The sequence below is a fragment of the Kitasatospora sp. NPDC101183 genome (assembly GCF_044767945.1).
Taxonomy (GTDB): Bacteria; Actinomycetota; Actinomycetes; order Streptomycetales; family Streptomycetaceae; genus Kitasatospora.
In genome coordinates this window covers 73,293-79,573 of sequence record NZ_JBIWOW010000033.1, presented here as the reverse complement: position 1 = coordinate 79,573, position 6,281 = coordinate 73,293, and the positions used below count along the sequence as shown (strand labels likewise).

Sequence of the window (6,281 nt, the reverse complement as noted above, 5' to 3'; positions counted from 1 at the left end):
GGGTGGGTGGGTGGGTGGGTGGGTGGGTGGGTGGGTGGGTGGGTGGGTGGGTGGGTGGGTGGGTGGGTGGGTGGGTGGGTGGGTGGGTGGGTGGGTGGGCTCCAACTGTGGTGGGAGGGGGCCTTCGGGGCGTCCGATAACGCTTCGGCATCCACCCGTGGACCGGGCATTGACACTCCGCTGACGGCGGCCGTACGGTCCATGTCCAAGCGACTGGAAAGTTTCCTAACAGTTCACCCCGGAGCGTCGGAAGAGGAGGATGCCGCGCATGACCGGAACCACCGCGAAGGTCCCCCTCGCCGGGACGCCGAGCCTCCTGCGGGCGATCAACGACCGCGCCGCGCTCGAGCTGCTGCTGGCGAACGGCCCCCTCTCCCGCACCCAGATCGGCTCCCTGACCGGCCTGTCGAAGCCCACCGCCTCCCAGCTGCTGGCCCGCCTGGAGGCGGCCGGGCTGGTGCTGCCGGTCGGGACGACGGCCGGCGGGCCCGGGCCCAACGCGCAGCTGTACCAGGTGAATCCGGCCGCCGGGTACGTCGCCGGGCTGGACGTCCTGCCGGGCGAGATCCGCGTCGCCGTCGCCGACATCACCGGCGCCACGCTGGCCGAACACACCGCCCCGACCCGGGGCGTGCCGGCCGCCGAGACCGTCGCCACCGCGGCCGCCGCCACCGCCACCGCCGTACGGGCCGCCGGGCTCGCCGAGGGCAGCCTGCGCACCGTCGCCATCGGCATCGGCGGCGCCCCCGACCCCGTCACCGGCAAGCTGCGCTACGCCTCCCACCTGCCCGGGTGGCACTCGCCGCGCCTGGTCGAGGAGTTGACGGAGGCGATCGGCGCGCCGGTGTCGATCGAGAACGACGTGAACCTGGCCGCCGTCGCCGAGCAGGCGGGCGGCGCCGCGGCGGGCCACGAGGACTTCGTCCTGCTCTGGGCCGGAGCGGGCGTCGGCGCCGCGATCGTGATCGCGGGGCGGCTGTACCGAGGTTTCACCGGCGTCGCCGGGGAGGTCGGCTACATGCCGGTGCCCGGCTCGCCGGTCGAGTGGGACGCCCGGCGCCGCAGTCACGGCGGGTTCCAGGACATGGTCGGCGCACTGGCCGTCCGCGCCCTGGCCCGCGAGCACGGGCTCGGCGCGCCCACCGCCGAGGAGTCGATCGCCAAGGCCCTGGAGACCCCGGGCGCCGGCGACGCGTTCCTCACCGAACTGGCCCGCCGGCTCGCCGTCGGACTGGCCGCGATCGTGACCGTCCTGGACCCCCGCCTGGTGGTCCTGTCCGGTCCGGTTCCCACCGCCGGCGGCGAACGCCTGCGCGTTCTCGTCGAGGACGAACTGGCCCGGATCTCCATCGCCCGGCCGCCCGTCCGCAGCAGTGCCCTGTCCGGCTCGCCCGTCCTCCTCGGCGCACTGCAGCGCGCCCTGGCGGACGCCCGCGAGGCGGTCTTCTCCACCCACTGACGCTCCCCCTGTCACCTGCTCCCCAGCACCCACCTCTCCCCAACCCCCGAACGCGGGCGCCGAGGCAACGACGCCTGCCCGCGCACCACCAGGAGGACCTCCAAGTGCCTGCCACCACCTCCCGCAGAGGCCGCCGCACCGCCGCCGCCCTCGCCGGCAGCGCCGTCCTGGCCCTGCTCGCCTCCGCCTGCACCGGCTCCAGCGGCTCGGGCGGCACCGACGACTCGGCCAGCGGCAAGGACGTCACCATCACCTTCTGGCACGGCTGGAGCCAGGACAACGAGCTCAAGGGGATCAACGACAACATCGCCGCCTTCGAGAAGGCCCACCCGAACATCCACGTCAAGGCCGTGGGCAACATGGCCGACGACAAGGTCAACCAGGGCCTGCGGGCCGGCGGCGACGACGCGCCCGACGTGGTGTCCTCCTTCACCACCAACAACGTCGGCATGTTCTGTTCGACCAAGGCGTTCATCGACCTCAAGCCGCAGCTGGACAAGTCCGGCATCGACCCGGCCAAGACCTTCCCGTCGACGATGCTCAACTACACGCAGTACAAGGGCAACCAGTGCTCGCTGCCGCTGCTGGGCGACGCGTACGGCCTGTACTACAACAAGAAGGCCTTCGCCGCGGCCGGCATCGCCAACCCGCCGAAGACCTTCAGCGAGTTCGCCGCGGACGCCAAACTGCTGACCCAGCCGGACGGCGACTCGTACAAGCAGCTCGGCTTCATGCCGCTGTACCACGGCTACGAGTCGACCACCGAGCACTACCTCGGCCAGTACGGCGCCACGTACTTCGGCGCGGACGGCAAGTCGAACATCGCCACCGACCCGAAGGTCGCCACGATGCTCAAGTGGCAGAAGGACATGGTCGACCAGCTCGGCGGCTTCGCCAAGCTCGACAAGTTCCGCTCCACCTTCGGCGAGGAGTTCAGCGCCAAGAACCCGTTCCACACCGGGCAGGTCGCGATGATCCTGGACGGCGAGTGGCGCACCTCCAACCTCGCCGACAGCAAGCCCGACTTCGACTGGGCGACCGCGCCGTTCCCTGTCCCGGACGACCAGGCCGACACCTACGGCCGCGGCTACCAGACCGGCACGATCGTCGGCATCGCCAGCACCAGCAAGAAGCAGGCGGCCGCCTGGGAGCTGGTCAAGTACCTGACCACGGACACCGACGCGCTGGTCAACTTCGCCAACGCCATCCACAACGTGCCCAGCACCTTCGCCGCGCTGGACTCGCCGAAGCTCCAGTCCGACGCCAACGTCAAGACCTTCCTCGACATCGCCAAGAACAAGAACTCCAGCACCACCCCGCCCGTCGCCAACGGCGGCGCGTACATCTCCACCCTGCAGAACCTCGGCTACGACATCGAGTCGGGCAAGCAGTCCGACGTCGCGGCCGGCCTGGCGGCCACCGCCAAGCAGATCGACACCGACCTCGCCCAGGCCAAGTAGCGGCCCCGGTCAACGGAACACCCCACATGTCACTCGCGTTCGGCACCCGCAAGGGCTCAGCCCCCGAAGGCCCCGCCGGACCGACCGACCCGGCGGCGCTCTCCTCGCAGCGGCAGCTGCGCAGGAAGCGCCGCCGGGAGGCGGCCCGCAACCTCGCCTTCCTCTCCCCCTGGCTGGTCGGCTTCAGCCTCTTCTTCCTCTACCCGCTGATCTCCACCGTCTACTTCTCGTTCACCTCGTACAACGGCATCGGCGCCGCGAAGTTCGACGGCCTGAACAACTGGAACTACGTCTTCAACCAGCTGCCGTCCTTCTGGCAGGGCCTGCGCAACACCCTGTGGCTGGTCGTCGTCATGGTGTCCCTGCGGGTCGCCTTCGGCCTCGGCATCGGCATGCTGATCACCAAGGTCAAGACCGGTGCCGGCTTCTTCCGCACCGCGTTCTACCTGCCGTACCTGGCCCCGCCGGTGGCCGCGACCGTCGCCTTCGCCTTCCTGCTCAACCCCGGTACCGGCCCGCTCAACCACCTGCTCGGCGAGCTGGGCCTGCCGCAGCCCGGCTGGTTCTCCGACCCGGACTGGTCCAAGCCCGCGCTCACCCTGCTCGCCATGTGGGGCGTCGGCGACCTGATGGTCATCTTCATGGCCTCGCTGCTGGACGTCCCCAAGGAGCAGTACGAGGCGGCCGAACTCGACGGCGCCGGGCCGTTCCAGAGGTTCCGGTACGTCACGCTGCCGAACATCTCGCCGATCATCATGTTCGCGGTGGTCACCGGCGTCATCCAGACCATGCAGTACTACACCCAGGCGCTCGTCGCCGGGAAGGTCGCCAGCGGCGTCGCCGGCAGTTCCGGCCAGCAGTTCGAGCCCGGCTTCCCGTCCGGCTCCACGCTGACGCTGCCGCAGATGGTCTACAACCTCGGTTTCGTCCGCTTCAACTACGGCGCGGCCTGCGTCGTCGCCCTGGTGCTGTTCGCCATCTCGATGGCCGTCACCTCGATCCTGCTCCGCCGCCGGTCCGGCTTCATGGCGAGCGACGACTAGCGGACGGGACTCCTCCATGACTCTCAGCCCCACCCTGACCAAGGCCCGCGTGCCCGCGGACCGCAGCCCCGCCGCCCGGGCCGCCCGGCGACGCGCCGTCCTCAACTGGGTCGCCGTGCACTCGGTGGCCGTCGCCGCCGCGCTGTTCTTCCTGCTGCCGTTCGTCTTCGTGTTCCTCACCTCGGTGATGGACGACCGGCAGGCGCTGACCACCGACTACTGGCCCACCAACTGGCAGTGGGGCAACTACAGCAAGGTCTGGAACACCCCCGGGTTCCTCACCTGGTGGCGCAACACCCTGCTGTACGCCGCCGGGGGCACCCTGCTCACCGTCGTCTCCAGCCTGCCCGTCGCCTACGCGCTCGCCAAGTTCCGCTTCCGCGGCCGCAACCTGGCGCTGATGGCGGTGATCGCGATGATGATGCTGCCCCCGCAGGTCCTCGTCATCCCGATGTTCCTGTTCTGGACCAAGCAGCTGGGCCTGGGCGGCTCGCTGTGGCCGCTGCTCATCCCGATGGCCTGCGGCGACGCCTTCTCCATCTTCCTGCTGCGCCAGTTCCTGATGACCATCCCCAAGGAGTACCTGGAGGCCGCCCGCGTGGACGGCTGCGGCGACCTGCGCACCCTGCTGCGCATCGTGCTGCCGATGGCGAAGCCGGCCATCGCCGCCGTCGCCCTGTTCCAGTTCTTCTACTGCTGGAACGACTACTTCGGCCCGCAGATCTACGCCAGCAACAACCCGGACGCCTGGACGCTCAGTTACGGCCTGGAGTCGTTCAAGGCCGCCCACCACACCAACTGGAACCTCACCATGGCCGCCACCCTGCTGGTGATGGCGCCGGTGATCGTCCTCTTCTTCTTCGCCCAGAAGGCCTTCATCGAAGGCGTGACACTGACAGGGGTCAAGGGCTGATGTCCTCCGCACTCAAGACGTCCTCCGCCCTCAAGTTGGCCATCGTCGGCGGCGGTTCGACGTACACCCCGGAACTGATCGACGGCTTCGCGCGGCTGCGCGACACCCTGCCGATCGGCGAGCTGGTGCTGATCGATCCGGCCGCCGAGCGGCTGGAGCTCATCGGCGGCCTCGCCCGGCGGATCTTCGCCAAGCAGGGGCACGGCGCCACCGTCACCACCACCACCGACCTGGTCGCGGGCGTCGCCGACGCCGACGCCGTGCTGCTCCAGCTGCGCGTCGGCGGGCAGGCCGCCCGCAACCAGGACGAGACCTGGCCGCTGGAGTGCGGCTGCGTCGGGCAGGAGACCACCGGCGCCGGCGGGCTCGCCAAGGCGCTGCGCACCGTCCCCGTCGTCCTGGACATCGCCGAGCAGGTGCGCCGCACCAACCCGGACGCCTGGATCGTCGACTTCACCAACCCCGTCGGCATCGTCACCCGCGCCCTGCAGACCGCCGGGCACAAGGCCGTCGGCCTGTGCAACGTCGCCATCGGCTTCCAGCGCAAGTTCGCCGCCCACCTGGGCGTCGACCCCGAGCTCGTCCGCCTGGACCACGTCGGCCTCAACCACCTCACCTGGGAGCGCGGGGTCACCCTCCTCGACGCGCCCGGCGCGGCGGGCGGGCGCGAGGTGCTGCCCGAGCTGCTCCAGGGCTTCGGCAAGGAGATCGCCGAGGACCTGCACCTGCCGCAGGCCTTCGTGCAGCGGCTCGGCGTGGTGCCCTCGTACTACCTGCGGTACTTCTACCAGCACGACGTGGTCGTGGAGGAGCTGAAGGCGCAGGGCTCGCGGGCCGCGCAGGTCGCCGAGATCGAGCGGCAGCTGCTGGAGATGTACGCCGACCCGACGCTGGACACCAAGCCGGAGCTGCTCGGCAAGCGCGGCGGCGCCTTCTACTCCGAGGCGGCCGTCCAGCTGATCGCCTCCCTGCTCGGCACCGGCGGCGCGACCTCCGTCCAGGTCGTCAACACCCGCAACGACGGCGTGCTCCCCTTCCTGCCGGACGATGCCGTGATCGAGGTGCCCGCCGAGGTGGACGCCGCCGGCGTGCGGCCGCTGCCGCAGCGGGCCGTCGAGCCGTTGTACGCCGGGCTGATCGCCGCTGTCACCGGCTACGAGCACCTCGCCCTGGACGCCGCCCTGCACGGCGGCCGCGACCGGGTCTTCGACGCCCTGCTCGCCCACCCGCTGGTCGGCCAGATCGAGCTCGCCGACCGCCTCACCGACCGGCTGCTCGCCCACAACCGCGACCACCTCGCCTGGGCCTGAAGGCCCGCACCGGGCCGGCCCGCCCCCGACGCGGCGGCCGGCCCGGCGAGGAGACCGACCACCCCCGGCCCCTCACCGGGCCGGGCACCCCGGCCG

5 protein-coding genes are annotated in these 6,281 nt (G+C 71.0%); all 5 read left to right on the top strand.

Features of this window, described 5'->3' with window-relative positions; genetic code table 11:
- The first annotated feature begins 268 nt into the window (after positions 1–268).
- The 5 genes from ACIRRS_RS33630 (at position 269) to ACIRRS_RS33610 (ending at position 6,185) form a co-directional block, all read left to right on the top strand.
- Positions 269–1,459, top strand: a complete 1,191-nt coding sequence (locus ACIRRS_RS33630) for an ROK family transcriptional regulator (protein ID WP_402979148.1) — start codon at positions 269–271, stop codon at positions 1,457–1,459.
- A 104-nt stretch (positions 1,460–1,563) separates the two neighbouring features.
- Positions 1,564–2,919: an ABC transporter substrate-binding protein gene (locus tag ACIRRS_RS33625; protein WP_402979146.1), complete on the top strand. Its 1,356-nt coding sequence runs from the start codon at positions 1,564–1,566 to the stop codon at positions 2,917–2,919.
- Positions 2,920–2,945: 26 nt separating this feature from the next.
- The gene (locus tag ACIRRS_RS33620; RefSeq protein WP_402979143.1) at positions 2,946–3,962 is read left to right on the top strand and encodes a carbohydrate ABC transporter permease; all 1,017 of its coding nucleotides are present in this window, start codon (positions 2,946–2,948) and stop codon (positions 3,960–3,962) included.
- 16 nt (positions 3,963–3,978) lie between these two features.
- Positions 3,979–4,875 carry a carbohydrate ABC transporter permease gene (locus tag ACIRRS_RS33615; RefSeq protein WP_402979140.1) on the top strand — a complete coding sequence of 299 codons (897 nt, stop codon included), beginning with the start codon at positions 3,979–3,981 and terminating at the stop codon, positions 4,873–4,875.
- A complete protein-coding gene (locus ACIRRS_RS33610; protein WP_402979137.1) occupies positions 4,875–6,185 on the top strand; it encodes a 6-phospho-beta-glucosidase in 1,311 nt (436 codons plus the stop codon). The genes ACIRRS_RS33615 and ACIRRS_RS33610 overlap by 1 nt, the downstream gene beginning before the upstream one ends.
- Positions 6,186–6,281 lie beyond the last annotated feature (96 nt).

Excerpts from the sequence above, each read along its gene's own strand:
- ACIRRS_RS33615 (WP_402979140.1), top strand. The coding sequence starts at position 3,979 with ATGACTCTCAGCCCCACCCTGACCAAGGCCCGCGTGCCCGCGGACCGC.
- ACIRRS_RS33620 (WP_402979143.1), top strand. The coding sequence starts at position 2,946 with ATGTCACTCGCGTTCGGCACCCGCAAGGGCTCAGCCCCCGAAGGCCCC.
- ACIRRS_RS33610 (WP_402979137.1), top strand. The coding sequence starts at position 4,875 with ATGTCCTCCGCACTCAAGACGTCCTCCGCCCTCAAGTTGGCCATCGTC.
- ACIRRS_RS33630 (WP_402979148.1), top strand. The coding sequence starts at position 269 with ATGACCGGAACCACCGCGAAGGTCCCCCTCGCCGGGACGCCGAGCCTC.